The sequence below is a fragment of the Streptococcus gallinaceus genome, from assembly GCF_024170225.1.
Taxonomy (GTDB): Bacteria; Bacillota; Bacilli; order Lactobacillales; family Streptococcaceae; genus Streptococcus; species Streptococcus gallinaceus.
The window spans coordinates 198,531-225,029 of the sequence record NZ_JALJXU010000002.1 but is presented as its reverse complement, the minus strand read 5'-3'; the positions used below and the strand labels follow the sequence as shown (position 1 = coordinate 225,029).

25 protein-coding genes and 1 pseudogene are annotated in these 26,499 nt (G+C 43.2%); 7 read left to right on the top strand and 19 right to left on the bottom strand.

Features of this window, described 5'->3' with window-relative positions; translation table 11 throughout:
- The first annotated feature begins 59 nt into the window (after nt 1-59).
- The 3 genes from J2T50_RS03550 to J2T50_RS03540 all read left to right on the top strand — a co-directional run bounded on the left by J2T50_RS03550 (nt 60) and on the right by J2T50_RS03540 (nt 3,729).
- Nucleotides 60-1,328: an aminotransferase-like domain-containing protein gene (locus J2T50_RS03550; protein ID WP_253363789.1), complete on the top strand. Its 1,269-nt coding sequence runs from the start codon at nt 60-62 to the stop codon at nt 1,326-1,328.
- A gap of 116 nt (nt 1,329-1,444) precedes the next feature.
- Nucleotides 1,445-2,695, top strand: coding sequence for an MFS transporter (locus J2T50_RS03545; RefSeq protein ID WP_253363787.1), 1,251 nt, complete (start codon nt 1,445-1,447; stop codon nt 2,693-2,695).
- Between the two features lie 5 nt (nt 2,696-2,700).
- On the top strand, nt 2,701-3,729 hold the full coding sequence (locus tag J2T50_RS03540; protein WP_253363785.1) for a winged helix-turn-helix domain-containing protein: 1,029 nt from the start codon (nt 2,701-2,703) through the stop codon (nt 3,727-3,729).
- Nucleotides 3,730-3,761: 32 nt separating this feature from the next.
- Here J2T50_RS03540 and J2T50_RS03535 read toward each other — a convergent pair whose 3' ends face one another.
- The 3 genes from J2T50_RS03535 to J2T50_RS03525 form a co-directional block, all read right to left on the bottom strand.
- On the bottom strand, nt 3,762-5,498 hold the full coding sequence (locus J2T50_RS03535) for an ABC transporter ATP-binding protein (protein WP_253363784.1): 1,737 nt from the start codon (nt 5,496-5,498) through the stop codon (nt 3,762-3,764).
- Entirely contained in the window at nt 5,495-7,252 is a 1,758-nt protein-coding gene (locus tag J2T50_RS03530) for an ABC transporter ATP-binding protein (RefSeq protein ID WP_253363782.1), read from the bottom strand. Before J2T50_RS03530 ends, J2T50_RS03535 begins: the two co-directional genes overlap by 4 nt.
- A 140-nt stretch (nt 7,253-7,392) precedes the next feature.
- Nucleotides 7,393-8,241: a DegV family protein gene (locus J2T50_RS03525; RefSeq protein WP_253363780.1), complete on the bottom strand. Its 849-nt coding sequence runs from the start codon at nt 8,239-8,241 to the stop codon at nt 7,393-7,395.
- Nucleotides 8,242-8,372: 131 nt separating this feature from the next.
- On the opposite strand from J2T50_RS03525, the pseudogene J2T50_RS03520 reads away from it, so the two are divergent.
- Nucleotides 8,373-8,717: pseudogene (locus J2T50_RS03520) on the top strand (TetR/AcrR family transcriptional regulator); the annotation flags it as partial.
- Nucleotides 8,718-8,784: 67 nt separating this feature from the next.
- On the opposite strand, the gene proC reads toward J2T50_RS03520, so the two are convergent.
- The 5 genes from proC to J2T50_RS03495 form a co-directional block, all read right to left on the bottom strand.
- Nucleotides 8,785-9,570 carry a pyrroline-5-carboxylate reductase gene (gene proC / locus J2T50_RS03515; RefSeq protein WP_253363770.1) on the bottom strand — a complete coding sequence of 262 codons (786 nt, stop codon included), beginning with the start codon at nt 9,568-9,570 and terminating at the stop codon, nt 8,785-8,787.
- Between the two features lie 9 nt (nt 9,571-9,579).
- A complete protein-coding gene (locus J2T50_RS03510; RefSeq protein ID WP_253363768.1) occupies nt 9,580-10,821 on the bottom strand; it encodes a glutamate-5-semialdehyde dehydrogenase in 1,242 nt (413 codons plus the stop codon).
- 9 nt (nt 10,822-10,830) lie between these two features.
- Nucleotides 10,831-11,907, bottom strand: a complete 1,077-nt coding sequence (gene proB, locus J2T50_RS03505; RefSeq protein WP_253363766.1) for a glutamate 5-kinase — start codon at nt 11,905-11,907, stop codon at nt 10,831-10,833.
- A gap of 115 nt (nt 11,908-12,022) precedes the next feature.
- The gene (locus tag J2T50_RS03500) at nt 12,023-12,670 is read right to left on the bottom strand and encodes an RpiB/LacA/LacB family sugar-phosphate isomerase (protein WP_253363764.1); all 648 of its coding nucleotides are present in this window, start codon (nt 12,668-12,670) and stop codon (nt 12,023-12,025) included.
- Between the two features lie 21 nt (nt 12,671-12,691).
- Nucleotides 12,692-15,151, bottom strand: a complete 2,460-nt coding sequence (locus J2T50_RS03495) for a bifunctional DnaQ family exonuclease/ATP-dependent helicase (protein ID WP_253363762.1) — start codon at nt 15,149-15,151, stop codon at nt 12,692-12,694.
- Between the two features lie 87 nt (nt 15,152-15,238).
- Here J2T50_RS03495 and J2T50_RS03490 point away from each other — a divergent pair, with 87 nt between their 5' ends.
- The 3 genes from J2T50_RS03490 (at nt 15,239) to J2T50_RS03480 (ending at nt 16,638) form a co-directional block, all read left to right on the top strand.
- Complete coding sequence (locus tag J2T50_RS03490; RefSeq protein ID WP_253363760.1) at nt 15,239-15,871, top strand: MBL fold metallo-hydrolase; 633 nt, start codon at nt 15,239-15,241, stop codon at nt 15,869-15,871.
- Nucleotides 15,868-16,056, top strand: a complete 189-nt coding sequence (locus J2T50_RS03485; protein ID WP_253363758.1) for an alkaline shock response membrane anchor protein AmaP — start codon at nt 15,868-15,870, stop codon at nt 16,054-16,056. Before J2T50_RS03490 ends, J2T50_RS03485 begins: the two co-directional genes overlap by 4 nt.
- Before the next feature lie 69 nt (nt 16,057-16,125).
- Nucleotides 16,126-16,638, top strand: coding sequence for an alpha/beta hydrolase (locus tag J2T50_RS03480; RefSeq protein WP_366515775.1), 513 nt, complete (start codon nt 16,126-16,128; stop codon nt 16,636-16,638).
- On the opposite strand, the gene ftsX is transcribed toward J2T50_RS03480, so the two are convergent.
- The 11 genes from ftsX to J2T50_RS03425 all read right to left on the bottom strand — a co-directional run bounded on the left by ftsX (nt 16,635) and on the right by J2T50_RS03425 (nt 26,393).
- Nucleotides 16,635-17,564 carry a permease-like cell division protein FtsX gene (gene ftsX, locus J2T50_RS03475; RefSeq protein WP_253363754.1) on the bottom strand — a complete coding sequence of 310 codons (930 nt, stop codon included), beginning with the start codon at nt 17,562-17,564 and terminating at the stop codon, nt 16,635-16,637. The two genes, J2T50_RS03480 and ftsX, sit on opposite strands and share 4 nt — an antisense overlap.
- A complete protein-coding gene (gene ftsE / locus J2T50_RS03470) occupies nt 17,557-18,249 on the bottom strand; it encodes a cell division ATP-binding protein FtsE (protein WP_253363752.1) in 693 nt (230 codons plus the stop codon). The genes ftsX and ftsE overlap by 8 nt, the downstream gene beginning before the upstream one ends.
- A 47-nt stretch (nt 18,250-18,296) precedes the next feature.
- A protein-coding gene (gene prfB / locus J2T50_RS03465; protein ID WP_253363750.1) for a peptide chain release factor 2 occupies nt 18,297-19,392 on the bottom strand; the annotation gives its coding sequence in 2 pieces (ribosomal slippage) (nt 18,297-19,319 and nt 19,321-19,392; 1,095 coding nt in all).
- Nucleotides 19,393-19,426: 34 nt separating this feature from the next.
- Entirely contained in the window at nt 19,427-20,554 is a 1,128-nt protein-coding gene (gene queG, locus J2T50_RS03460; protein WP_253363748.1) for a tRNA epoxyqueuosine(34) reductase QueG, read from the bottom strand.
- A 38-nt stretch (nt 20,555-20,592) separates the two neighbouring features.
- Nucleotides 20,593-21,090, bottom strand: a complete 498-nt coding sequence (locus J2T50_RS03455) for a VanZ family protein (RefSeq protein ID WP_253363741.1) — start codon at nt 21,088-21,090, stop codon at nt 20,593-20,595.
- Between the two features lie 146 nt (nt 21,091-21,236).
- Nucleotides 21,237-21,836, bottom strand: a complete 600-nt coding sequence (locus tag J2T50_RS03450) for a TM2 domain-containing protein (RefSeq protein WP_253363739.1) — start codon at nt 21,834-21,836, stop codon at nt 21,237-21,239.
- Nucleotides 21,837-21,964: 128 nt separating this feature from the next.
- Nucleotides 21,965-22,366: a PTS sugar transporter subunit IIA gene (locus J2T50_RS03445; RefSeq protein ID WP_253363737.1), complete on the bottom strand. Its 402-nt coding sequence runs from the start codon at nt 22,364-22,366 to the stop codon at nt 21,965-21,967.
- A 1-nt stretch (nt 22,367) separates the two neighbouring features.
- Nucleotides 22,368-23,189 (bottom strand): PTS system mannose/fructose/sorbose family transporter subunit IID, encoded by an 822-nt coding sequence (locus tag J2T50_RS03440; protein ID WP_253363735.1) that lies wholly within the window; start codon nt 23,187-23,189, stop codon nt 22,368-22,370.
- On the bottom strand, nt 23,176-24,081 hold the full coding sequence (locus tag J2T50_RS03435) for a PTS mannose/fructose/sorbose/N-acetylgalactosamine transporter subunit IIC (RefSeq protein ID WP_253363733.1): 906 nt from the start codon (nt 24,079-24,081) through the stop codon (nt 23,176-23,178). Before J2T50_RS03435 ends, J2T50_RS03440 begins: the two co-directional genes overlap by 14 nt.
- Nucleotides 24,082-24,120: 39 nt before the next feature.
- Nucleotides 24,121-24,606 (bottom strand): PTS sugar transporter subunit IIB, encoded by a 486-nt coding sequence (locus J2T50_RS03430; RefSeq protein ID WP_253363731.1) that lies wholly within the window; start codon nt 24,604-24,606, stop codon nt 24,121-24,123.
- 17 nt (nt 24,607-24,623) lie between these two features.
- On the bottom strand, nt 24,624-26,393 hold the full coding sequence (locus J2T50_RS03425) for a glycoside hydrolase family 35 protein (RefSeq protein ID WP_253363729.1): 1,770 nt from the start codon (nt 26,391-26,393) through the stop codon (nt 24,624-24,626).
- Nucleotides 26,394-26,499 lie beyond the last annotated feature (106 nt).

The following is a 26,499-nucleotide window of genomic DNA, read 5'->3' as shown; positions in this document are numbered from 1 at the left end:
TGTAAAGTAAAGAATCTTGAGGTACAATAGAGGAAAATCTTATCTGTACGGGGACAGTTATGCAAAGCAAATACCAAACCATCATTGAAGACATTATCAAGGGAATCGAGGCAGAGCAATTTAAGCGAGGGCAAAAATTGCCTTCTATCCGTAAGCTTAGTCAAGAGTACGGTTGTAGCAAGGACACCGTTCAAAAAGCCATGTTGGAACTCAAATACCGCAACAAAATCTATGCTGTCGAAAAAAGTGGCTATTATATTTTAGAAGACAAGGAATTTCAAAAAGAAAAAGGAACCGTCAATCCACAGGATTTTCAGCACTTGGCTTATGATGATTTTCGCCTCTGCCTCAATGAAAGTTTGATTGGTCGGGAAAATTATCTCTTCAACTACTACCATCAGCAAGAAGGGTTAGAAGAATTGATTGACTCTGTCCAAACCTTGCTAGTTGACTATGACGTTTACGCTAAAAAGGAGCAAATTGTCATCACAGCCGGTAGCCAACAAGCTCTCTACATCCTCTCACAGCTGGATCTGGGAAAGGAAAATGGACAAATGCTCTTGGAAGAACCGACCTATCATCGGATGAAGGACTTGCTAGACGGACAAGACTTACCTTATCAGATCATTGAACGCAACCTAGACGGAATTGACCTCGAAGAGTTGGAAGGTCTCTTTCAAACCGAAACGATTTCCTTTTTTTACACCATTCCCCGCCTCCACAATCCACTTGGAACCTCCTACTCGGACAAGGAAAAAAAAGAAATCATTCGTCTCGCCCAGCGCTATCAGGTTTACATCATCGAGGATGACTACTTGGCTGATTTTGACCAAGAAAAGCAGGTACCACTGCACTATCTGGATACTGAGGAGCGTGTGATCTACCTCAAGTCCTTCACCACCACTCTATTTCCTGCCCTTCGTATCGGTAGCGTTGCCCTCCCACGCCAACTAGTCGCTCCATTTCTACACTACAAGGGGCTCATGGACTACGATACCAACCTCATCATGCAAAAGGCGCTGTCGCTTTATATTGACAATGGCATGTTTGCCCACAACACCCGACTTCTTCGAGAATCAGCCCATATTCGCCAAGAAGAAATGAAAACAATCCTCTCTAGAAATGAGATCCCCATTCCCTATCAACTGGGGCATGGACAGGTCATTTTCCAGCTAGCGGTACAGGATTTGACAGCACCTATCAAACACAGCCAACTCCCACTGCAATTCATCTACAGTTCAGACTGGGTCTATCTCATTCTTCCCTACAACAAGAATTTCGCAGCAAATGTCAAAACTCTGACACAAATCATCATCAATAAACACTAGTTTGATTCTAGTGTTTATTTTATTTTTAATTCAATATTGATTTTTCTAAAATTTTTATTTATACTTTATTCAAGTAATTACTTTATTTTATTTCAAGTTATTTTTTGAGGTATGTTATGAAGAAAATTTTTTCCAATCGATTATTCATCAGTAATCTAGTTGCTGACTTGCTGTCCAACTTTGGCGATGTGCTTTACTACATGGCACTGATGACCTATGTTATCGCTCTTCCAAAGGCAAATTTTGCTCTGGCCATCGTTTCTCTTTCTGAAACCTTGCCGACTTTTAGCCGTTTGTTCACCTACCACTGGGCAGATAAGAGTCCAGACAAGGTTCGCGGCATTCAGCTAACCCTCCTTTTTCGAATCGTCCTTTTCATTCTGTTGGGATGTATCATGCGGTTTGAGCCTGCACTCTGGATTGTCCTAATAGCTGCTATTTTTAACTTTCTGGCTGATATGGCTGGGCAATATGAAAACGGCCTCTACATTCCCATCAGTCTGCGTGTGGTTTCCGATGAGGATCGGCAAGAATTTATGGGATTTAGCCAAAGCATCGGTATGGCCGCTATGATTCTCTTCCAAAGTAGCGGTGCTATCCTGATTACCTGGATGTCCTTTTCACAGCTGGCATTCTTTAACGCTCTGACTTTTTTGATTCCATTTTTCATTATCACGGCTAATAAATCACGCATTGAAAAACAATTTGCAGAAAATCCTTTACCAACCGTCGAAAAGAAAGATGAAAACCAGCACTTGCTGGCTAGTATGAAATCAACTCTAGTAACGGCTATTTCTGCCTTAAAAACAATTCCTGACATCCGCACGAGTATGGTGGTTATCCTGATTTTAAATGCACTTCTGTCTAGCCTTTCCGTTCTTCTGACCCTCATGATGAGCCAAGTCCCGAACTTCATCCTGATCAGCCCTGCTACAACCTTGGCCACCTTGACCATCACAATGATGGTGGGCAATATCTTAGGCGGCATTCTCACCATGAATCTCCTCAAAAACATGTCCATCATGAAAGCTATCCATGCTAGTGTCTGCTTAACCTGTCTGATGTTGGGAGCTTTTGCACTAGGAAATATCTATCTCATGCTGGTCTTTCTTCTCCCCCTTGGCATCCTCGCTGGTGCCATCAATCCAAAATTTGATACTCTTATTTACAACCAACTTCCCGAAGAACAGCTGGCTACCATTATCGGAGGTATTTCCACCTACTTCCAACTAGGCATGGTGGGCATGCAATTCATCTTGTCTGGTCTTGTCCTGATCCTATCCGCTAAAACCCTCGCCCTAGTCTTGCTCTTGCTTTCTCTCCTTACTTTGGGATATACTATGAAGAGAAGAAATCTTAGAAAGTAACACTTATGGAATTTATACATTATTCACATCGCAATCGGATAATGGATTTTATCTATTTGCCGTCTTTGCTCACTGTTAACTACGAAGACATGGATATGACCGCTAAGGAAAAGGAAGTCTGTGCCGATGTCCTTGCCGACATGGTTCACATCAAGCATTTTTTAGAGCCTTTCACCGACCGTATCACTAAATATTTCCGCGGCAACGAAGGCACGCTCTACATTGATTTTCTCTACCGCTATTTGCTTGAAAAGGGGCATGACCCAAAGGATATGGAGGAACTCTATCAATTGCTGCTACAGTTGACAGAGGAAGAATTATCCAAAACCTACCTTTCCTTTCTGACGGATGGCAATAAAACCAGTATCAGCGACCATGAAATCTTCGATTTAATCGAAGAGCGTGTTCCCATTGAGAGCAGGCGTTGGGCTGTGTTTTGGAACTATCACCATTTGCCAGAAACCATCGAGGGAATGATTGCCTTCTACAAGGAAGCCCTCCCCCTCTACCTCCCTTTTTACGAACACTATGCCGACGAGGTGGAAGAATTTCAGCAAACGCTGAACATGGAAGCTCTTTACAACGACGCGAATTTTAACGTTATGGGCTTTCTGCAGTCAAACCAGCAAACGACTTGCCTGGTCTTCGTTCGCTCGCCACTTCATCTGGCCAATATTTTGATAACAGATGATAAAGACTCCAGCCGGCCAGCCTACGCCGTTATCTATCCACGCATCGAGGTCTTCATTGCTAGTCGAATTACCATCAACAAGGATAGCGTTGGCTCTGTATTAAAAGTTCTCAGCGACCCAGTTCGCTATGACATTTTAAAATTGCTCTATCAGGATGTCCAAAAGCACAAGGATATTGCAGAGCGACTAGGCACGACTGCGGCAAATGTCTCCTTTCACATCAGCAAAATCATGGATGTCGGTCTCTTCAATCTTCCTGATTATTCTGAAAAAAAATACAAGTTGAACAAGAAACTCTTAAAAGAATGCCTTGACTTCATTGCACATGATTTTGATTTATAAAAAATACCTAGGATGGTTTCCTAGGTATTTTCTTATTCCAACATACCTGCTTGGAGCTGGTACATTTTTTGATAGGTGCCTCCGAGAACCAGCAATTCCTCGTGCTTGCCAGATTCGATGATTTCTCCCTTATCCAAGACATAGATACAATCCGCATCTTGGATGGTTGACAAGCGGTGTGCGATGGCAATAGTCGTGCGACCTTGACGCATCTTCTTAAGTGAGGACTGGATAATTTCCTCCGTTTCCGAGTCAATATTCGCCGTTGCTTCGTCCAAAATCAGAATCTTGGGCTGAGCAGCCACCGTCCGTGCAAAGGCCAGCAATTGCCGCTGACCGGAAGAAAGAGTTGTCCCGCGCTCTGTCACAGCCTGGTCGTAGCCGTCTGGCAATTCTTGGATAAAGTCATGAGCATCGACAAACTTGGCCGCCGCCTCAATATCTGAGCGCGTCAACTGGTCTTGGTACATTTTGATATTGCTCTCAATGGTCCCGTGATAGAGGAAAGGGTCCTGCAGAACCAGACCAATATTCTGACGCAATTGAGCTTGACTATAATCCTTGATATCTTGACCATCAACCAAAATCTGACCACGGTCAAATTCATAGAAACGCATAAAGAGATTGATAATCGAAGATTTTCCCGAACCTGTATGCCCTACAAAGGCAATAGTTTCACCTTGGTTGACCTTAAATGAAATATGCCTCAGGACGTCACGACTGCCATCATAGGAGAAGCTGACATCCTTGAACTCGATATTTCCTTGGCCAATGACCAACTCCTTATCAGCCTGGACAGGCTCAAAAGCCTCTTCGTCCATGAGCTGAAAGACCCGGTCCGCCGCAATCATAGAAGTCTGCAAAGTCGCAAAATTCTGTGTGACATCAATCAGGGGATCAAAAAGCTGATTGATGTACTGGATAAAGGCATACATGAGCCCAGCCGTAAAGCTGGCTGTCTGCCAGTTCAACCCGAAGTAGCTTAACAAAACGCCATAGGCCAGAATTTTCAAAAGCGACATAGCTGGGCGCAAGAAGAGCGAATTGACATTGATGGAGCGATTGGCATAGTGTAAATGCCCTTGGTTGATCTCCTCAAATTCTTTCATCAAGCGTTTTTCCTGTCCAAAAGCTTGGATAATTCTCATTCCTTCAATGGATTCGGACAATTTAACATTGATATCGCTCAGCTTGCTGCGTGTCATCCGAATCAAGTGATTGGAAAATTTTCGATAGAGCCAAACAGAAGCAAAAATCACTGGGACAAATGGCAAGACATACAAGGTCAAACGCCAATTTAGACTCAGCATGGCAAAGAGCGTCGCAAAGAAAAGGAAAAATGATGAAATAAAACTAGCAAATACGGAACCAAACATATCCGCAACCGCCTGCGTATCATTTGTCAAACGCGATACGATTGAACCCGCTGGCGTCTTATCAAAATAAGCCATTCCCAAGCGCTGAATTCTGGCAAATGATTCCTGACGCAAGTCGCGCACGATACTGTAAGCCACTTTTGAAAAGGTATAGGAACCAAGATAGGTCAGGACAACCCGAACCAAGAAGAGTGCGTAGTAGCCGACAAGTAGCATGAATCCCGCCTGGGCCAAGCCTTTTGCTACAAAATGGTCAATATAATACTGGGCCACCAAAGGAATGGCTGTCCGAGTTAGAGTGGTCAAAAAGATAAAGGCTAGTGCCGCTAATGCCGTCCATTTATAACGGTAAACATAGGTCAGAAGGCGTCTTAAGACAGATTGTTTTTTCATTTAGCACCTCCTTCTAATGATTCTTCTAAACTTTTAGTTAATTGCTGAGATTGGTAAGTTTGAGCGTACCACCCATTCAGAGCAAGCAGTTCTTGGTGGGCTCCTCTCTCGATGATATGCCCATTTTCCAAGACCAAAATCAAATCCGCATGGACAATGGCTGACAAGCGATGGGCTGTAATTATGGTCGTTTTTCCAATGCGTTCAGATTTCAGATTTTCCACAATCAGATGCTCTGTCTTAGCATCCACCGCTGAAAGTGAATCATCCAACATCAGGATTTCTGGATCAATGGCCAAGGCACGACTCATGGCAAGACGCTGCTTCTGCCCACCTGATAAGGAGACCCCACGTTCTCCGATGATGGTGTCAAATCCATCTGGCATAGCTAGGATATCGTCATAAACACCACATAATTTGGCTGCCATTTCTACGACTTGGTCTGGCAATGCTGAATTGGCAAAGCAGATATTGTCCCGGATAGACATGGCAAATAAAACTTGGTCCTGCGGTACGTAGCCCATGAGCCCCCGTAAATCTTGCAACTTATAGTCGCGAATGTCATGGCCATCAAGACTGATATGACCTTGCTCCACATCACGTTCTCGGAGCAATAGTTTCAAGAGAGTTGTCTTACCAGAACCCGTCGGTCCAACAATCCCCAGGGTTTGCCCTTTTTTCAAGCTAAAGTGAATATCCGATAAGATTTCTTGTTGGTCATAGACAAAGCTATCAATGGCATAAGTCAAGTCACCATTTTCAATGTTTGTCAGTGGTGCTTCACTTTCTTGAATATCAGACTCCTCTGCCAAAAGTTTTTCAATCCGGTCATACGAAACCGAACCACGTTGGATGACATTAAAGAGGAAGCCCATAGCTTGCAGAGGCCACACAAGCATATCCAGATAGGTAATGAAGGTTACCAGCTCACCAATCGTTAATTGTCCCGCCGAGATGAAGCGACCGCCGAAAATCAAGGTCAAGACATAGGACAGCCCCACAAAGGTCAGGGTCATCGGGTCAAATAAGGCATTCCACTTGGCTGAAAGACGATTTTTTTCGTAGACATCTTGGTTGATGGCCGCAAAAGCTTCTACTTCCGCCGTCTGGTAGCCGAAAGACTTAGTCACTCGAATCCCAGAAACACTTTCTTGGACCTTGTTATTCAGATTTGAAAAGGCTTCTTGCGCATTTTTGAAGGCTGCATGATTGCGACGTCCTAAGCGACTGGTTCCCAAAGCCATAATTGGTAAGGGCAAAATCGCAATCAGTGTCAAGCGCCAATCCAGTACAAAAAACATGGTTGCCAGAGTCACCAAGGCTGTAATCGAGGCATCAACCGCCGACATTACTCCGCCACCCGCTGTCATGGTCACCGCATTGATGTCGTTGGTGGCATGAGCCATGAGATCACCCGTGCGATAGCGTTGGTAAAAGGACGGTGACATTTTGGTAAATTGCTCAAACAAGCGAAAACGTAAAATACGTGCCAGATGATTGGCCGTTCCAAAGATATAGATACGCCAAATATAGCGCAGAGCATACATGGCAAGGCCAGCTCCAACCAGATAAAAAACATTTAGAAAGAGCTGAGCATTCGTCAAACTCTTACTAGTAATGGTGTCGATGATATTTCCCATGACTCTTGGTGGGACTAGATTGAGAATACTGACTAATGCTAGGGCAATGACGCCCAAGAGATAGCGCCGTTTTTCCAATTTGAAAAACCAGCCTAATTTTTTTATTAAAGACATTTTTTCTCCTTTTGTCAAACCCTTATATTATACGCTTATCCCTTCTTATTTGCAAGAATATGAAAGCGAAGACAGTCTTCTAGCACTTTCTCCTATACCCGAAAAAAGACCGAGGTCAAACTTGCCTCAGTCTTTCATTTTTATTCAACTTCGTAGCCCATCAAAATTCCTTCTTCTTCTGCATAGAAACTGCAGAGTCCAGATGTTGCTAGGGCTTCAATTGATGCTTGCGGGAAATGACTGCGCACCAACTCTGAAAACTCCTGACAGAATTTTTCATTGCGGCGATGGGCAATCATAATGCGACCACCTTGATAGCCTGATTTTTTCATTTCCTCAAATGTGGCCTTAAGAGATTTCTTGTAGCCACGCGCTTTTTGTAGCAATTCTAAAGTGCCTGTATCGCTAGCTTTTCCGACCATCCGAATATTGAGCAAGCCAACAACTTTCCCCAACAATTTGCTGAGACGGCCATTTTTCACCAAGTTATCCACTCGAGCAAGGACAAAGAGTAATTTTGTGCGCTTTTGATAAGCCGTGATGGCTTCCACCACCTGGTCAAACTCCAAACCGCTGGCAATGAGACGATTGAGTTCGGCTACAATCAAGTCAATTTCACCGCCCGCAGAGAGGCTATCAATCACATGAACATTGACTTCTGGATGCTCTTCTTGTAGCATTTCTTTCCCCAAACGTGCACTGTTATTGCTCCCTGAAAGACCGCCTGTAATGGTGATGACAAATACATTTTCAGCACCTTCAAAAGCTTCTTGAAAGGCTTGCGGACTTGGACAGGCTGATTTAGCAGCTGTATGAGAAGCGTACATAGTGTTCATCATATGGTCAATATCAAGGTCGTCATTATCAACAAAAACCTCTTGGTCAACCTGGATGGTTAGGGGTACGCGGACAAAAGCTGTATCCGCAGCTACATTTTCTAAGGTTACAATATCGCAACCACTATCGGCTACAATTTTCCACTTTTTCATCTAATTTTCCAATCTTATCTAGAATTTGAAGACTTTTATTTGACAGAGAAAATATCTTCTTTTACAATTATAGCATGGAATCTTCTCAGCTGGAAGCCCTTTATTTCCGCTGTGACAGAGAAAGGAACCCTATGACTAAGCGTAACATTTCTCCAACTTCATTAAAAAATCTAGTTCGTTCCAATAAGGAATCCAACCAATTAACCCGAGAATCAATCGAGACTGCTCTTGTCTTTTTACTCGAAAAAAAAGACCTCAACCAAATCTCTATTTCTGAATTGGTCAAAAAAGCCGGTGTATCGCGCAATGCTTTTTACCGTAACTACAAATCCAAGGAAGAGATCCTCGAAAATGCCTATGCCCGTACATCACAAATCTGGGCTGATAAATGGGCGCAGATGCAAGGCCGCATCCAACGTCAGGGGCTGCAACAAGGTTTGACCGATATTTTACAAGAGAAAGTGAGTCAATCACAAACCCTCAACAATGTCAGCAAGTGGCTGCAAGAACGAAAAAAATAAAACTAGGAATAAAATCCTAGTTTTATTTTTTTCCCAATGTCCGTGTCTTCGCAAGGGCTTGATTGACTCCTGAAAGGGTTGCATAGCGGAAATTGTGCTCTTCCAAGGCTACCAATCCAGCAATCGTTGAACCGCCTGGTGAAGTTACTTGATCGCGGAGTTGGGCTGGATGAATACCACTCTCCAAGACAAGTTGAGCAGAACCAAGTAGAGTTTGGGCTGCTAGTTTTTTAGCCAAGTCTGCAGATAGCCCGTTCTGGAGGCCCGCCTGCATCAAGGCATCAATAAAGACATAAACAAAGGCTGGTCCACAGCCCGCAATAGCTGTTGCCGCATCAATCTGGTCCTCAGGAACCTGTGCCACTACTCCCGACGCTGCTAACAAATCTTCTACAAGTGGAGCAAGCTGAGGGTTTTCCACAGCGTAAGTCGTCATGCCTTGCCCAATCGCAACTGGAGTGTTGGGCATAATCCGAATCAAGTTGTCAGCTGGTAGATACTCCTGCAAATCTGCCAAAGTAAGACCAGCCACCATGGAAATCCAAATCGCTTGCGGATTGACAGCGATAGCATCGGCTAGGTCTGTTAAAGCTTTTCCGATTAAATGCGGCTTAACTCCCAGAAAAATCACCTCTGCCTGACTAGCAATATCAGCATTTGTCATCAATTGTCCACCAATTACATCCTGCAAACTAGCTGCTTTTTCTGGATTGTGATTGCTCAAGAGAAAGTCGTGTTTTTCAAGTTTGGCAACAGCAGTTGCTATGGCAGAACCCATATTTCCAAGACCGATAAATCCAATTTTCATTCTCATCTCCTACATTCGTACCTGACCATTGCCTCTGATGATGTACTTATACGTCGTCATCTCGCGCAAGCCCATTGGTCCACGCGCATGCATCTTTTGCGTTGAAATTCCCAACTCACAGCCAAGACCAAACTGGCCACCATCCGTAAAGCGAGTGGACACATTGACGTAGACAGCAGCCGAATCCACATACAGAGTAAAGTTACGGGCTGTCTCTTCATTTTCTGTTACAATCGCCTCACTGTGCCCTGTCGAATGCTGAGCAATATGCTGAATAGCCTCATCCACGCCTGATACGATTTTCACAGCCATGATAAAATCTAGAAATTCCGTATCAAAATCCTCAGCACCAGCTGGTGTGTAGTCTTTCAAGAAGGTCGCTGCTGCCTCATCTGCTCGCCATTCTACTTTACCCGCTATTCGTTCTTCTAAGAGCGGTAAAAATTGGGTTGCAATTTCTTGATGAACTAAAAGAACTTCTGCCGAATTGCACACCGACGGACGGCTTGTTTTGGCATTTTCCGCAATAGCAAGCGCCTTATCCACATCCGCATCCTTGTCCACATAGACATGGCAAATCCCTGTCCCCGTCTCGATAACGGGCACGGTAGCATTTTCCACCACCGCTTGAATGAGGCCCGCACCGCCCCGTGGCACCAAGAGATCGATTTTCCCTTTAGCGGTCATCAATTCTGTAGCAGATTGGCGGCTAGTATCTTGGACCAGCTCGACAACTCCTGGATGGATACTAGCTTTTTCAAGCCCCATTTTTAAGGCTTGGACAATAGCTTGCGCTGAATGAAAGGCTTCCTTTCCTCCACGGAGAATGACTGCATTGCCGCTCTTGATTGCCAAAGCTGCCGCATCCGAGGTCACATTTGGTCGGCTTTCATAAATCATCCCTACCAAGCCAAATGGAATGGAAGTCTTTGAAATGGTCATCCCATTTTCTGCCACATGCTCCTCCAATACCAATCCAACTGGGTCTGGCAGGCCAATCAAGGCCCGTATCCCAGCTGCCATATCTGCAATCCGCTCGGCAGTCAAGAGGAGACGATCTTGCATAACAGGGCTAATTTTCCCTTGTGCAGCCCCTATATCCAATTGATTCCCAGCTAAAATCAACTCTTTTTGATTTTCCAACTCCTGAGCCATAGCCTCCAAAGCTGTATTTTTTTGTGCTGTCCCTGCTAGATTGATAGCAGACTTATGCGCCAAAAGGCTATCCAGTAATGCTTGTGTACTAACCATGACTTTCTCCTATAAACCAACCCAGTCATTGCGATGTATGAAAATCCCTTCCAAACTCGCAGACGCCAATTCTTTTCGAACCATTTCCGAAGACAATTTAACTCGGCCTTTACCAATCAAACGTTGCAAAGATTGACTGTAGACATCCACAACATCTCCCGCTGCAAATTCGCCTTCAAGTGAACGAATTCCTGCCGCCAAGAGACTTTTTCCATTATCAAGCATAGCTTGAGTTGCACCGGCATCAATCTCGACAACCGCATCCGTCCGAGCGTAGAAAGCCATCCATTGCTTGCGCTGATTCATGGCGTGGTCGTCCGCCAAGAACAGTGTCCCGCGATTGCTTTGGTCAATGGCCTCAATCAGGGCTGTATCCTTGGCTGATGAACAGATATAGACTGGCACGCCTGACTTGGTCGCAATTTGTGCTGCCTGCAACTTGGTGGTCATGCCGCCAGTTCCATTGGACGAACCTGCGCCTGCTGCCATGGCAAATAATTCTTCACTGATTTCCTCAATTAGAGGAAGATGCTGGGCATCTGGATTTGTAGCAGGATTAGCCGTGTAAAGGCCATCCACATCGGTTAATAATACCAACAAATCTGCCTTCAAGAGCGCTGCCACTTGGGCTGACAAGGTGTCATTGTCCCCAACCTTTATCTCCTCGATAGCCACTGTATCATTTTCATTGATGATGGGAATGGCACGTTGGTGCAAGAGAACTTGCAATGCTTGGGATGCATTTTGATACCGTCTCGCATCTGCAAAATCATCCTGAGTCAAGAGAACCTGTGCCGACACAATCCCATCTTTCATGAGATTCTGTGTATACTCTTCAATCAATAAACCTTGTCCAACTGCTGCGCTAGCTTGTTTTTCCGCAATCTTAGTCGGACGTTTTTCAAAGCCCAGACGACGAAATCCCGCCGCAATCGAACCAGACGTCACCAGCACAATATGGTGCCCTTTTTGATGAAGCTGGGCAATTTGATTGGTGATGCGCGCAATTTTAATTCGATCTAAACTACCATTTTTCTGAGTGAGAGAACTCGTCCCCACCTTAAATACAATCGTTTTATCTGTCATTTCCTGTACTCTCTTTCGAGCTAATAGTCAGAATATTATACCACATTTCCCATATTTAGGGCAGTAATCAACCAAAACAAGAAAAAAAGACGGTAAAACCGCCTTTTTCAATCATTTATAAATTGAACTTGGTTCGTTTATCGACTAGATAGCTCACCAGAGGCTTATCTTTTGAAGAATGGATAATATAGTCAATGACATTAACTTTTGAAAAAACTTTTCGCTGTGTTTCTGCATCCAAACGCTCCATCACTTCTATCATTCCATATTTACTAATCCGATTAAATTCCTTGATCCTATTTATCTCTTTCACTTTTCTTTCAGCAACATCTTTTGGAAAGCCAATACCAAACTCTCCATCAAATAGTTTCTCAAGAGTGTATTCTAGGTTTAGCTCTCCTAACCACCCAAATCCCAATCCTAACGGTAAACTAGCGACATTTCCACCATTTATACGACCAAAAAGAAATGCATCTTGAGGAGTAGGTATGTAGCCCGATAACAAACCAGGTAAAGTATTACAAGCCAAATTCATTCCTTGACCAGAAGAGCAACCCGTAATCACAAAATCAACTACTTGACTATTGATAAGCAAAGCAATCAATATAGCAACTTCAGTATATGAGTAGCTCTCTTCTTCGTTTTCGTCTACTCCAAAATTCAAAATTTGATGATGATACGGAGCTGTGAATTTTCTTGTTACATTAAATGGAAGCTCATTTTTATCTACTTGTGTTGTACCTTGGATAATTGCAATTTTCATTTCTACTCCTTGTTAATGCGGTTACTCCCCACCCTCCAAAAATGCTTGGATTTTTTCATTCAGATGGGCGACTGGTGTCTTGTCTAAAATGTAATCCTTACTCAAGAAATCCCGAACTTGTTTCCCATATTTTTTTGATAGGAGGCGAGGGTCCAAGAGAATAATGGCTGAGCGCTGCTCCTGTCTACGATTGGTCCGGCCCAGGGCCTGCTTGAGACGAACCATCATCATGGGTAGGCTGTAGTCGTAAAAGGGAGACTTGCCACTCTGGCGGAGGCTGTGATTAATTTTTTGTGTCAGCCTATCCTCTGGATGGTCAAAGGGCAATCGCACTAAGACCAAGAGCATCTTGTCCTGCTGGGCAAAATCCACGCCTTGCCAAAAGGCACCCGTTCCCAAAAGAAGCTTTCCTTCTCCACATTCAAACCGTTTCTTCAGCTGCAAATCCGTTCCGTACTTATGCTGAGCCAAGTGTGGAACATCCATTTGTTCCAAAATTTCGGATACAGAAAGCAAGAGCGAGGTCGAAGTAAAAAGAACAAGCATCGGTTCTTGCAATTCTTTTAAAGAAATCAGACGCTGTGCGATATAGTGAGCGTGTTCCGATTCTTCATAGTCCAATACATTTGGCAAATCCGTTGGAAGAAAAATCTGCTGGTTTTCCACAGGTTGGCTAGGCAAGGTATCAACTGTCACATCCTCAAATCCTAATAAATCAGCCATTGTCAGGTGTTTTGTCAATTGCAGGGTCGCGCTAATATAGAACTGCTTCTCAAAGGATAGAAACTCTTGCAAGTTCATCATCTCTGCAAAACTTCCTCGTAAATAAGGAACCCGACGGTCGTCAACATGCTTATCCTCCAGCCAAAAATCATCGAATCGTACCAGCATATCGGCCAGTTCTTGCAAATCGTTATCCCTCAGCTCAGCTAAGTTTTGTCGAATTTGTTGCAAATCCTGACTAACCAGCGCACATCCGCGTCCACGCAATTTGGAAATCCTATCTAACTCATAGCTAGTTGATTCCAGCAATCGTTTTTCCAGCAAATCTGTTGCCTTATCTCGCTTGCTTTGAAGCAACTGTAGTATCTGCGCAAGGTCCATGGTCTGACTAGAAAATTCCTCGACTGCCAGCAAGAAACGCTGCGCCTCATCCACAACTAAGATACGATGGGTAAACAAGGCTGACTGGTCCTTTATATGTTCTAAAAGATAGGTATGATTGGTCACCAGAACCCTACTCATTCGCGCTTTTTTCTGCACCTTCTCCCAGAAATCCCAACCTTGGAAGAATGACTGTTCTAGAAGCTGACCATCGTGGCGAATCGCGTCATAAAAGGTCGGAAAACGATACTGCTGTTGAAATTCATCCAAGTCCCCTGTTTCTGTCTCGGTCAGCCAGACCAAGACTTGAATCTTACACAGATTCATCAAGCGATTGTCATCTTGCCCCTCCAAGACTTCAGAAAACTTACCTAGGTGAAGATAGTGTCTGGCAGCCTTGATTGAAGATAGGGAAATATGAAACGTATCTGCAAGATTTTTCCCTTCATTTTCCATGACCTGTCCCTGTAAAACCTTGGTCGGAACAACCACTAAGACCGCCTGACTGGTCTGGGATAGAATAGGTAAAAGATAGCCGTAGGTCTTGCCAATCCCCGCCTGTCCTTGGATAAAATGAACACCTGACGGCGAGGCCAACCGATGCGACACCGCATCTGCAAAAATTGCTTGCTGCTCCCTTTTCTCCAAGCCCAATAAGGCCAAATTAAGGGCGAAATCTGTGGATAACTGACGAGGTGACGGTGTCACAGCTGGCTTTTTCAAGACCAAACCGTGGACCAATTCAAACCGTTCTGACAAATAATCAGACAAATGTGGATAAATCTCGTCAATCACCAAGCGACTTTCATAGAGCAAATTATCCGCCAAATCCAGTATCTGTCCTACCGTTTGCTTGGGCAGGGAACGAATTTTTTCTTGAATTTTGAGCAAGAGCTGGGCAGTCGCCATGGCATCTGCAATGGCTGTATGAGCTTGGTCCAAGTTCAAATCCAATTTTTCAGCTAGAACAGACAGATTGTATTTTTCAAATGTCGGGAAAAATATTTGAGACAGTTCTACTGTGTCAACTCGTGGTGTCAACAGGTCAAACCCTTCAAAAAACAAGGCTTCCGCTAAAAGATTGGCATCGAATTTAACGTTATGGGCCACAAAAATGGCATCCCCAATCAATTCGTAAATTTCCCGTGCTACCTGACCAAAATCTGGTGCTTGTGCTAATTGCCCATCACTAATCCCAGTTAATTCTTTAATATGGTTGTCTAATTTTTCATAGGGGTTGATGTCTGTCTGGTAGGTCTCTTGGATTTTCCCATCTTGGACAATGACAATTCCTATCTGAATAATTTTGGCTTTGCTGCCTGTTCCGGTTGCTTCTAGGTCCACGACAGCATATTTATTTCCTTTTTTACTGTACATAACAATCATATTATAACAAAATTCATGCTCAATCTCCTTATTTCTGTTACACTGATAAAAGAGAATTCGAAAAGTAAAGGAGATCTCATGAAATTACATCGCTCATTTAATCCTGTTGCAGGAGAAAATACCTACTATATTGAAAATGATAGCCACCTTTTGGTAGTTGATCCCGGCAGTGATTGGGAAACCATTCAGGCAACTATTGAGAAAATCGGTAAACCAGTCAGCGCCATCCTCTTGACCCACACCCACTACGACCATATTTTGAGTTTGGACTTGGTCCGAGATACTTTTGGACAGCCCCCTGTCTATGTGGCGCAAGACGAAGCACACTGGCTCTACACAGCTGAGTTAAATGGGCTGGCTCGCCATCCTGAGTTGCCAGATATTGATTTCAGACCAGCCGAGCATGTCTTTAGCTACGGCAGGGAATATGACTTGGATGGCTTTGCATTCACAGTGCTTCCGACACCAGGCCATTCTATCGGTGGTGTATCCTTCCTTTTCCCAGAGGGAGAATTTGTCCTAACAGGGGATGCTCTCTTCCGTGGTGCCATTGGCCGAACTGACCTCCCAACCGGAAACCTGGAGGACTTGCTCGAAGGCATCCGTACTCAACTTTTCACTCTTCCAGGTCACTACACTGCCTATCCGGGTCACGGGCGTGAAACAACCATCGCACATGAATGTGCCTTCAATCCATTTTTTAAATCATGAAAAAGTTTAAAAAAATCATTCTGTCCATCCTAGGAGTTGTTGTCACTCTCTTGATTTTGGGGATTACTTTCTTGCATTTTCAGACCTACACAGCAAGTCCCAGCGCACAAGAAGCTAGTCAGTCCAGCCAACACACTGCTGCCTATGATTATTTCCCTACCAAGAAAAGGCCCGTACGAGCATAATTTTTTACCAAGGAGCGCTGGTCGATGAGAAAGCCTATGCTTCTCTTGTACAGAATCTAGCCCAGGAAAATATCGATTGTCTATGTCTTAAAAAGCCCGCTCGAGCTCCCCGTTTTAAATACCAAAGCTGCCGGTAACTTGATAGGAGACAAACAGCTAGACTCTGTCTACCTTGCTGGTCATTCACTCGGAGGAGTCGTCGCTGCCATGGATTCAAAAGAATCTAACCGGGTCAAGGGACTGATTTTACTGGCTTCCTACCCTTCAGAAAAAACTGACTTGTCCAAAAAGAAATTAGCTGTCTTGTCTATCACAGCGAGTCGCGATGCCGTTCTCAACTGGGACAACTATCAATCTTCCCCCCCAAAAAAACGCTTGCCTTCTGACACTGAATTTTTTCAGATAGAAGGTGGCAATCACAGTGAATTTGGCGATTATGGACTTCAAAAGAAAGACAAGGCAGCAAGTATTTCTGCCCGTCAGCAAAAACAAGCCATCGTTCAAGCCATTTCACAATTTATCCAAAACAAGAACAATAAAAAACTGGGATGCCGAACATCTCCAGTTTTTTTGTTTTCTTAAATTTTCAAGAAGCGGCTCATTGAAATCATTGAGCCAAGCGCCCCGATAACAATTCCCACTACAAACAATGCAACAATCATACCAGGGATAAAGATACCTTGCGGAATCAAAGATAAGTCCTGCGTTGCCAGACTCACATTGAGAGAACCATAAATCATATGGTAAACCACATAAACCAAGGCTGCAGGTGCAATCGCGCCCAAGAGACCTACCCAGGCTCCTTCCAACAAGAAAGGTCCACGGATATAGGAATTCTTAGCACCCACCAAACGCATAATCTGAATCTCACGACTACGCGAAATAATGGTAATGCGGATGGTATTTGAAATCAAGAAGACTGCTGTAAAGAGCAAGAGTGCTGTAGCTGCAAATCCCCAGGTACGCACAACGGAAGCTACTTTAAAGATGCGCTCCGTTTCTACTTCTCCATCACGGACTTCTGAAATTCCGTCAATCTTTTTCAATTCTTTGGCAACGGACTTCACGTATTCTGGTTTTGTTGTGTCGATGATATAGGTATCATACAAAGGATTGGCATCACCGGAGAAAAGATTCCAAGTATCTCCCAAAGTTGCTGTCAAATGCTTAAGCTGCTCGTCTTTGCTCGAATAAGTCACACTCTCTACATTTTTCACAGCCATAATTTGCTTGTAAATCGCCTTGTAATTTTCATTTTTTACATCATTACCAGCTTCATTCTTGATCGTTTCTTGCTGGTCTGTCGAATCAGCTCGCAGATAAACATTGATTCGGACATTATTTTCCAAATCAGAAGCCAACTTAGCTGTATTCAAAATAACAGATGCAAAAATTCCCACCAAAGTCAGAGTAACTGTAACCGAAGTAATCGCCGCAATGGTCATCCAACCATTTCGCTTGAGACTCTTCAGCGACTCTACAAAATGTCTAAAAAATCGTCTAATCATCGTAACCGTATTCTCCTTCTACTTCATCACGCGCTACACGACCATCTTCAATGGCAATAACACGGTGGCGGAGGGTGTTGACGATTTGGCTATTGTGGGTCGCCATCAAAATCGTTGTTCCTTGTAGGTTAATCCGCTCCAATAAGTTCATAATTTCCCATGAGTTTTCCGGGTCCAAATTACCAGTTGGTTCATCCGCAATCAAGACTTTCGGGTTGTTGACAATGGCACGCGCAATGGCAATCCGTTGTTGTTCACCACCTGATAATTCATTTGGGAATGAACGAATTTTATGCTTAAGACCAACTAGATCCAAGACTTCCATCACCCGTTTTTTGATATTACGCGGTTTTTCCCCGATAACTTCCATGGCGTAGGCAATGTTCTCAAACACAGTCTTACGTGGCAGAAGTTTATAGTCCTGGAAGACGACACCAACACTACGACGCAGCATTGGAACGTCTTTTTTCTTGATGCTACCAAGATTAAACGTACCTACTTTCAAGGTTCCTTTATCAATTTTTTCTTCTCGATAAAGGAGTTTGATAAAGGTTGATTTACCAGCACCTGAAGGTCCTACAATATAGGCAAATTCGCCCGCATCCACACTAACAGACACGCCACGAAGAGCCGTTGTTCCGTTCCCATATTTTTTGGAAACGTCTTTCATTTCAATAATTGCCATAAGATTTTCTGTCTCATCCTAGGATAAAACAGCCTTTCTTTCTTCTTTTATTTGATGCGCCATTTGAGATAGGCGTCGATAAATCCTTCAACATCTCCATCCATGACCTTGTCCACTTGCGCAACTTCATAGTTGGTTCGGTGGTCCTTGACCATGGTATAAGGTGTAAAGACGTAAGAGCGAATCTGACTTCCCCAGGTAATCTCACGCTTGTCACCTTTTAATGCATCAACCTCTGCTGCTTTCTTTTCCTGCTCCATTTGATAAAGCTTGGCCTGCAGCAATTTGAGGGCACGATCTCGGTTTCCGTACTGGGTACGGTCTACCGTTGATTGGGTCACAATCCCTGTTGGAATGTGAGTCAGACGCACACCAGTTGACACTTTATTGACGTTCTGACCACCGGCACCACCCGAACGGAAGGTGTCCATCTTAATCTCGTCATCTCGAATTTCTACTTCAATCGTGTCATCGAGTTCAGGCATGACTTCGACTGAAGTAAAGGAGGTGTGACGTCTTTTGGCTGAGTCAAATGGTGAAATACGCACCAGACGGTGGACGCCCATTTCAGACTTGAGCAGACCGTAAGCATTTGGACCAGTGAAGCCCAGAGTAACAGACTTGATACCAGCCTCGTCTCCGGCTTGATAGTCCAAGGTTTCTACTGTAAAGCCTTTGGCATTGCCATAACGCATGTACATGCGCATAAGCATTTCGCCCCAATCTTGCGCTTCTGTCCCGCCAGAACCGGGATGAATTTCCAAGATGGCATTATTGTGGTCATAAGGCTCAGAAAGAAGCAAGGTCATCTCATAACTAGTCATGAGCTTGTCCAAGTCAACCAACTTCTCTACCAACTCTTCACGAACCGACTCATCCTCTGTTAGAAAATCCAAAAGAATCTCTGACTCATCAAACAAATCAATCATTTGGTGAAAGTTATTGTAGGTCTGCTTGAGTTCGTTCAACTCTTGCGATGTTTTTTGAGCCGCCAAATTATCATTCCAAAAATCAGGTTCCGTCATCTTGTTTTCCAAGATGGCAATCTCTTCTTCTAGACCATCTAAGTCAAAGAGACCCCCTGAACGAGTTCAATTTGGTTTCAAGCTCTTCGATTTTTTGTCGAATTTCTGCTGTATCCATAGGTACCTCATTCTATTGTTTACTGTTTAGTTTATCATACTTGCGCCATTTTGGCTATCTCTAGGAATTTTGCCTGCTCTTTCAAGACTTCTGGCGCATCACTTTTGACATTTTCAATAAAGTCAATCATGTCTTGACTAGGCTTCTTAACAATCTCACTCAAGGCCCAGATAGCTGTCGCCATATGAATGGGATTTTGTTTTTTATCAATGATTTCCAGCAATTTTGGAATAGCCGATCGGTCATGACTATTTGCTAGGGCAATGATGGCATTGCGCTGCAAAATATTTTTCCCACGCCAAGAGCCTGCAATCATGCCAAATTTTTCCTTAAATTGACCGTTAGACAATTCCAGAAAGGGAATCAACTCTGGATGAGCCAGGTCTGGGTCAATATCCACTACTGGCGGACTGTCGATTCCTTTATTGTAGGGGCAGCAAATCTGACAGATATCACAACCATAGATAACGGTTTTGATTTTCTTCCGAAATTCCAAATCCATCATGCCCTTGTCCTGCGTTTGAAAAGAAAGACAGCGCCGGGCGTTCATCGAGCCGTCGCCAATCAGGCAGGAAGTTGGACAGGCTTCCACACAGCGATTACATTCACCACAGCCATAGTCTACTGGCTGATCTGGTTCAATTTCCAGATTGGTAATCAGCTCACCCAAAAACATGTAAGAGCCATATTCCTTGGAGATGACCAGTCCATTTTTTCCTATAAAGCCAATCCCTGCACGTCTGGCAACAGCTGTATCCACCAAAGCTCCCGTGTCAACCATGCCCTTGTACTCAAAGTCAGCGGTCAAGTCTTCTATACCACGCGCCAAGCGTTCCAGCTTGTCTTGCATGATATAGTGGTAATCCAGCCCCCACGAATTTGGCGTGATTTTCCCACGCTTAAACTGGGTCTTCTGTGGCTGCTGGGGCAAGCGACGAGGGTAGGCTACTGCGATAGAAATAATGGTCTTGGCACTGGCCAAACTGAGCTTGGGTTCAATTCGTTCGTCAATATTTTTATACTCAAAGCCCGATGACCGACCTTCTTCCACTGCAGCTCGCAATGATTTTTCCAAATAAGCAAAATTGTCTGCCGTTGTAAATCCAATCTTGGAAATGCCGATTTCTCTTGCTAAATCTTGTATTTTTTCTTTGAGATTCATAGCTTTATTCTAGCAAAATTCCTTGATTTTTCCAATTCCTAGCGCCGAATTTGCAGATATAGAAGCAGGAAAAGAATCCCAACCAGACTCCACAGATTGATCCAACCAACAACTTTTGTCTTACCAATTTTTTTCAAATAATCAAATAGCACAATCCCCACTAATCCGCCTAATGAATTAGCCAGTAAATCCGTCACATCTGCCACACCGATTGAAAAGCAAAACTGTATGACTTCAAATAAAAGACTGCACAAGGCAATTTGCAGAAAATCATGAAAACGACTTTCCTTGGTATGAAGGACACGTAGATAGATGCCATAAGGGATAAAAACGCCAATATTAAGCCCAATTTCACGGTAGTCCAACTGCCCATTATAGACAGCCGTCCCTGCAAATGGAATCAAATTCAGACTCCGATAGCCACTGTACTGCATCCGATAAATGGTTTCGGTCAGGTCCATCTTAAAAAGAATGACCCAAGTCAAGAGAATGATATAAGCGATAAAAATGACTTTAGTCCATCGAGTTGAGCGCATAAATCCTCCTAGACTGTATTCTTTTATTATAGCAAAAAATACAGCCTAACTAGGTTACAATTACATAACGAAACAAGCTGTTAGATTACAGAAGTTTTACAAAAAAGAGGGCAACCTTTATCAGCTCCCCCTTTTCCTATAACTGTCTATTGTTCTGACGCTTCTACAGGCTTCTCAACCTCTTCCCCAGTTGCTGGCACAACCAAGTCTGACTCGTCCAACTGAACTTCTTCTGATTCTGACGTTTCTTCGACTACTGGCGCATCGATAATGATTTCTTCTACTGGTGCTTCCTTCGCAACACCCTCTTGCTCAGCTACTACAGTTGCTGCTTCAGCCTTCCTTTTGCTTTGAAAAGCCTTTACTTGATTCAGATTAAACATCAAGCGCTCAAAGTTTGACTGACGAGTTGCCCCCATGATCAGGAACCAATCTACGATTTTCCAGATATACACCCCGATGAGAAGGAAAAATCCAATCAAAATAAAGAGAGTAACAAAGGAAATAACCGTCAAAGCCAACTTGGCAATCCCTAATTCTTTTTGACCAGCATAGAAACGGTCCACACCAAACTCTCCCACAAAAATACTGAGAATAAGAGCAACAGTCGGATTCTTAATATCTGTCATCAACAGCGCGTTCAATGATTGTTCGTCCAATTGCTCCAATTCACGCTGAATCATCGGAATTTGCTCAGGTGGAAAAGCGTTCATATTGTTCATTAAAAAAATTTGTGCGTAGTTCATAGTGTCTCCTTTTTAGCCTCTATCTTATCATATTTTAGTTTGGGTCGCAAACGAAAATAGAGAATCAATTCAAATATCAAAACACCCTTTCCAGTTTAAAGGAAAGGGTGGGATATTTAAAGACAAAACTATTCATCTTCGTCTTCTAGTGTGGAAATAAGGCTATTTACATGGTAAATATTGGTCGCTCCAAAGGACACCAAGTCAACCTCTTCATCCAACAAAACGCCATTAAGAAAGCCAATCACCATTGGCATATTCATGCCCGCGTAAAGGTCAAATTGAGCACCTTCCATGACAAGACGGGAAGCCACATTGCAAGGGGTTCCTCCCATAAGGTCGGCTAGTACAATCACATCTCCCAACTCTGTCACTTTCTCCTCAAACTTTCTGCGAAAGTCATCTGGACTTTCCTCTGGCAAGAGCGGAAGGCTGTCAATATTCTCTTGTGGCCCCATAATCATTTCTGTACTTTTTTTCAGCTCTTCACAGAAATAGCCATGGCTGATTAGTAATAATTTTTTCGCCATACTATGCCTTCATTCCCATCACAAACCAACCAAAAGCAGAAGCTGCAATTGCAAGAACGATGATGACAAGAATTGCTTTGGTAGAGGTCATTCCTTTACGTCCAAGCAACCAATAGACAAAGCCAGTAAAGACAGCAGGTACCAAGCGTGGGAAAATCATATTCATCAAGTTTTGAACATCAATTCCTGCTCCAACTGGAAGGGTGAGTGATACTTCAAAGTTAATCATGCTCGCAATCAAGGCCCCAACCATGAAAATCCCCATGACAGAAGCCGCATCAACAATCGCAGTCAATCGATTACGCATAGTAGTAACTAGTTTTGTACCTTGCTTGTAGGCAATTTCAAGCTGTTTCCAACGGAAGATATTAATCGCAACACCTGCAACTAGAATCCAAAGCAGAATTCCCAAGGGACTGCCTTCTTTGGCCATACCTGCTGCCAAAGAACCCATGATGGTTGGAACAAGAGATCCAAAGAGCGAATCTCCAACAGGAGCAAATGGACCCATGAGACCAATTTTCACACCATTAACTGCTTCTTTTGATGCTGTACCTTCACTTTCTTCCAAAGCCATATCAATCCCTGTAATAATGGTATGGAAGAAATTAGATGTATTGAAAAATTGCGTATGATTACGCATCATTTCTTTCAATTCTGCAGTGCCGTCGCCATACATTTTACGTAACTGTGGCAAAATGATATAGAGATAGCCCGAGCCTTGCATCCGTTCGTAGTTCCAACCCCACTGGAAGGTAAAGAGGCTACGTTTGTTGATTTGATTAAAATCTTCTTTTGTTAGCTTATAATTAGATTTCGTCATCTTCAATTTCCCCACTTTCTGATACAGATTGAACGACTACCTCAGTCTTATTTTGGCTGTTTTTGTAGTGAAGTGTTGCAAGCGCTGCGCCGATAATGGCGATACCTACCATTGGAAGTCCTTTGAAAGGTGCACCATTAAAGGTAACCGCTGCAAACATTTTTGTATCCGCACCAAGAATACTTGACAAAGTACCTGCAACAGTTTGCAAGTTTGCATAGATAACAGTCAACATAGCTGTGATAGCAAAGCCCAAGCCAAGATAGTGAAGGTTGCGTTTGATTGGCAAATAGTGAAGTAAAATCGCAAAACCAAGCCCTGGAAGCATGCGACCAGCAAGCGTCAAGCCATTGGCAATCCATTGGTATTCTTTGATCCAGTTTACAATCGCTTCAACCGCACCGCCTCCAAAGGCAAGAGCGATAAAGACTGGAAGGGCGCGAGAAAGAGCCCAAGGTAGCGCACCAAGAAGGTAGTTAACTTCAATTCCTTTGTAGTTGAAGTTTTCAACGTGCTTGTCAATGCGATGGGCAAAGTAGGTAGTTGAGAAACGACCTGCAATATCTGTATAAACCATAAGGGCAGCTACTGGTACAGCAATTGATGTAACCGCAAGTTCTGGATCTAATCCTTGTGATACAGCGAAAGCAGTCGCAAGAACCGCACCAGATGTTGCATCAATACGAGATGCTCCACCGAAAGTTCCCACACCGAGAACCATGAGTTGCAAGCTAGCACCGATTAAGAGGCCTGTCGTCATATCTCCCATAATCAGACCTGCAATAAACCCTGCAAATACAGGCGAACCAGCCGATGTACAGATGGTCAGCTCGTCAAGAATCTGATAAGCTGAATACAAGGTAAGTAGTAAAATTTGCCACCATTGAATCATGATGTTTCCTCCTAAAAATTTTATATGTTTTTTACAATTTTATCTGACCTTATTCAACAAAGTCATAAAGTCCTGCGGACTATCTCCTGGAACCATTTGCGCGACGAGTTTGACTCCTTTTGCCTTGATAGCATCAAAATCTGCGATATCTTTATCTACAACATTAATCGAACGAGTAACTGAACGTGTTTCATCTGATTGAGACATGTTCCCCACATTGAGTTCTGGGAAAGTAACACCCGCTTCCAACAGGCTTAAGAAGCGATCTGGACGACGAGCAACAATCAGAAGGCGTTGCGAATCATAATTCCCTGCCAAAATATTTGCGGCCGCTTTCTCCACACTTAATACTGATAATTTCACACCAGCTGGTGTAGCCAATTTCAAAGCTGTTTTTTCCAAATCATTGTTGACAACATCGTTATCCACAACCATAATGCGGCTAATATTAAGTTTGGTAGTCCAAAGGTTGGCAACTTGACCATGAATTAGACGACCATCAATACGTGTTGCAATAATTGCCATAATAATTTCCTTTCAATTTAGATTGTTTTTATTTTGGGCTTGTCTGAAAAAGTTATTCTCTCTCTATATCGTCCTTCCGTTTCAAAAACGACGATTTCATTTTCTCCTTTCTTTAAGTATCCTTTGGGTACATAGAGTGTGAGAATAGAACCTTTTTCCCAGAATCTGCCTATATTAACATTATTTATAAAGACGACACCTTTTCCAAATCCAGTCATATCTAGATAGGTATCTGCCAATTCATCAAGAGTGACTCTATACCGATAGAACGCCGGTTGACCGTTCTGCCATTCTCCTGAAAAGTCTATTTCAGAAATAGAATCTAGCGGTAAGCTATATTGCTTCCATCCTCCTATAAAATGCAAATCCACCATCGCACCGCGTCCCAAACCTTTTTTCTGGGTGGGTGCTTCTAGCTTGTGTCCATAATTGACACGTCCCATATTTTCTACCAAGATTTTAATATCTGTCTGTTTCTGGTTTAACTCTAGAGGAATATCTTGACCAATCTCCTCTTGGTATTGGGTTATAATATGCTGATTATCAGCATATACCTGAATCCGATCTCTGGCATCAATGACACGAAAACGCTCCGCTTCCCCCTTGTCCCGCTCGATGCTTGTCTGATAAAGGATATACCCTGTATTTTGCCCAAGAGACTCCATATTTAGAGGGTAAAACGCCTTCGTGATATCGCTTACATTTTTTAGTGAATAAAAAAGGCTAACTTTATCACTTAATTCCCCTGCTGGATAAGCTTTGCTGACCTTCGTCAGAGGTTGATTAGTCTCAATATCTGGAAAAGCGTTTTTCAAGCGATTTTGTAATGCAAAAAATTTTTCAGTTGGATTTCCTGCCTCATCCAAAATAGCATCATAATCATAAGACGTAACCTGTGGTAAATCTTTTTGTCCCCTAGCTGAACAACCATTCATAAATCCAAAATTTGTCCCACCATGAAACATATAGAGGTTGATTGATCCACGAGCAATGCAATCCATGACTGACTCAGCCAGTTCTTCAGGGTCTCGGCGAATGACCTCGTCTCCCCAGCGATTGAACCAGCCATCCCAAAATTCCATGCACATGAGAGGCCATTTTTTTTGATATTCATCAAAGAAAGTCTGCATTTGGTTAAAGTTTTGCTCTGGCTTAGAACCAAAATTTCCTGTCACCAAAATGTCGTCTTCGATTAAACTACCAGCCCTCAAGGTTGCACGCCATGGCCCATCTGAGGTGAAAAAAGGACCTTCTAATCCATACTTTTCCATTAACTGTTTAATGGTACGCAAATAAGCTTTTTCTTCTCCATAAGAACCATACTCGTTTTCCACTTGGAACATGAGAATATTGCCACCTTGGCTCAGCTGGTGCTTTGCCAAAATCGGAAGCAACTTTGCATAATAGTCATCAACATGGCTAATGAATTTCTCATCCGTACTTCGAACCCTAACGTTTTCCGCTAGTAACCATGCAGGCAAACCTCCCCACTCCCATTCAGCACAAATATAAGGCGAGGGTCTGACGATAGCGTAAAGACCAAGTTCCTGTGCTATGGATAAAAAGCCTTCAATATCCAGAATCCCCTCTGTACGAAACATCCCTTTCTTTGGCTCATGGAGATTCCAAGGAATATAGGTCTCAACAGTGTTGAAGCCTAAGGCTTTTAAATTATAAAGTGAATGGTACCAATCATCAGGATGCACCCTAAAATAATGAATAGCTCCCGAAAGAATTTTAAAGGGTTTGTCATTCAGATAAAAGTCCTCTCTTATCTCAAACTTCATTCCATCTCACCTTCTTTTGTAATCGTTTTCTTTTTATATCTATATATTAACATACTTAATTTATTATATCAAGTGTTTTTTTGTTGTTTTTTTAAAAATTTAATAT

Coding starts and splice junctions, on each gene's coding strand:
- J2T50_RS03535 (WP_253363784.1), bottom strand. CDS start 5,498: ATGAAAAAACAATCTGTCTTAAGACGCCTTCTGACCTATGTTTACCGT.
- J2T50_RS03550 (WP_253363789.1), top strand. CDS start 60: ATGCAAAGCAAATACCAAACCATCATTGAAGACATTATCAAGGGAATC.
- J2T50_RS03450 (WP_253363739.1), bottom strand. CDS start 21,836: ATGAACTACGCACAAATTTTTTTAATGAACAATATGAACGCTTTTCCA.
- J2T50_RS03540 (WP_253363785.1), top strand. CDS start 2,701: ATGGAATTTATACATTATTCACATCGCAATCGGATAATGGATTTTATC.
- J2T50_RS03530 (WP_253363782.1), bottom strand. CDS start 7,252: ATGTCTTTAATAAAAAAATTAGGCTGGTTTTTCAAATTGGAAAAACGG.
- J2T50_RS03500 (WP_253363764.1), bottom strand. CDS start 12,670: ATGAAAATTGCAATTATCCAAGGTACAACACAAGTAGATAAAAATGAG.
- queG (WP_253363748.1), bottom strand. CDS start 20,554: ATGAATCTCAAAGAAAAAATACAAGATTTAGCAAGAGAAATCGGCATT.
- J2T50_RS03495 (WP_253363762.1), bottom strand. CDS start 15,151: ATGTACAGTAAAAAAGGAAATAAATATGCTGTCGTGGACCTAGAAGCA.
- ftsX (WP_253363754.1), bottom strand. CDS start 17,564: ATGATTAGACGATTTTTTAGACATTTTGTAGAGTCGCTGAAGAGTCTC.
- J2T50_RS03490 (WP_253363760.1), top strand. CDS start 15,239: ATGAAATTACATCGCTCATTTAATCCTGTTGCAGGAGAAAATACCTAC.
- J2T50_RS03435 (WP_253363733.1), bottom strand. CDS start 24,081: ATGATTCAATGGTGGCAAATTTTACTACTTACCTTGTATTCAGCTTAT.
- J2T50_RS03430 (WP_253363731.1), bottom strand. CDS start 24,606: ATGGCAATTATTGCAACACGTATTGATGGTCGTCTAATTCATGGTCAA.
- J2T50_RS03510 (WP_253363768.1), bottom strand. CDS start 10,821: ATGGTTAGTACACAAGCATTACTGGATAGCCTTTTGGCGCATAAGTCT.
- ftsE (WP_253363752.1), bottom strand. CDS start 18,249: ATGGCAATTATTGAAATGAAAGACGTTTCCAAAAAATATGGGAACGGA.
- J2T50_RS03525 (WP_253363780.1), bottom strand. CDS start 8,241: ATGAAAAAGTGGAAAATTGTAGCCGATAGTGGTTGCGATATTGTAACC.
- proC (WP_253363770.1), bottom strand. CDS start 9,570: ATGAAAATTGGATTTATCGGTCTTGGAAATATGGGTTCTGCCATAGCA.
- J2T50_RS03455 (WP_253363741.1), bottom strand. CDS start 21,090: ATGCGCTCAACTCGATGGACTAAAGTCATTTTTATCGCTTATATCATT.
- J2T50_RS03485 (WP_253363758.1), top strand. CDS start 15,868: ATGAAAAAGTTTAAAAAAATCATTCTGTCCATCCTAGGAGTTGTTGTC.
- J2T50_RS03425 (WP_253363729.1), bottom strand. CDS start 26,393: ATGAAGTTTGAGATAAGAGAGGACTTTTATCTGAATGACAAACCCTTT.
- J2T50_RS03545 (WP_253363787.1), top strand. CDS start 1,445: ATGAAGAAAATTTTTTCCAATCGATTATTCATCAGTAATCTAGTTGCT.
- proB (WP_253363766.1), bottom strand. CDS start 11,907: ATGACAGATAAAACGATTGTATTTAAGGTGGGGACGAGTTCTCTCACT.
- J2T50_RS03440 (WP_253363735.1), bottom strand. CDS start 23,189: ATGACGAAATCTAATTATAAGCTAACAAAAGAAGATTTTAATCAAATC.
- J2T50_RS03445 (WP_253363737.1), bottom strand. CDS start 22,366: ATGGCGAAAAAATTATTACTAATCAGCCATGGCTATTTCTGTGAAGAG.